The 632-nt window shown below is 71.7% G+C and carries 1 protein-coding gene; it reads right to left on the minus strand.

Annotation, left to right across the window (positions count from 1 at the left end; genetic code table 11):
• The coding region (locus A9X00_RS29090; RefSeq protein ID WP_156772354.1) for an ATP-binding cassette domain-containing protein at window positions 1-632 on the minus strand (632 nt) is incomplete at both ends.

Raw genomic sequence — 632 nt, forward strand, 5'->3', positions numbered from 1 at the left:
TGGGCCGCCAGCTCGAGCTCCTCGAGCACCTGGTCGACCACCCGCCGGCGGTGCTCGGCGGCGGTGTTCGGCGGCAGGCGCAGTTCGGCGGTGTAGCCCAAGGCCTGTTCGACCGTGAGCCGCGGATAAAGGCAGTCGTCGCCGCGCACGATCCCGATGCGGGAACGCATCGACTCGGGCTCGGCGTGCACGTCGTGGCCGTCGACTGTGGTTGCTCCGGAGCTGAGTTTCCTTGTGCCGGCGAGCAGTTCGAGCAGGGCTGAGTTGCGCGCCGTCGATGGTCCCACGATCGCGGTCAGCGTCCCCACGCCCGCCGTGAACGAGATGTCGGTGAGCACCTCGTGCCCGTCGACCGTGAGTCCCAGCTGGTACGCCGTGACCCCGCTGGTCCGCGCGCCGGATCGCAGCGGCAGCCGATACGTCGTGTTGCCCTCTTCAGTGCGGAAGGAGGGGCTCGCGGTCGGCAGCTTCCGCGTGGTCATCCGCTCGATCAGGCCGGGACCACCTGATGGTTCCTCCGCTGCGGCCTCTGGAGCCTCGGCGACTTCCCGGACCTCGACGACGGGCGGCACCGGCCGCGCGGGTGGGCGAGGCGGCTCGGTCGCGGGCGGTGGCGGTGGCGGTGGCGGCTC

The organism is Mycobacterium sp. 1245805.9 (assembly GCF_001672915.1).
Lineage (GTDB): Bacteria > Actinomycetota > Actinomycetes > Mycobacteriales > Mycobacteriaceae > Mycobacterium.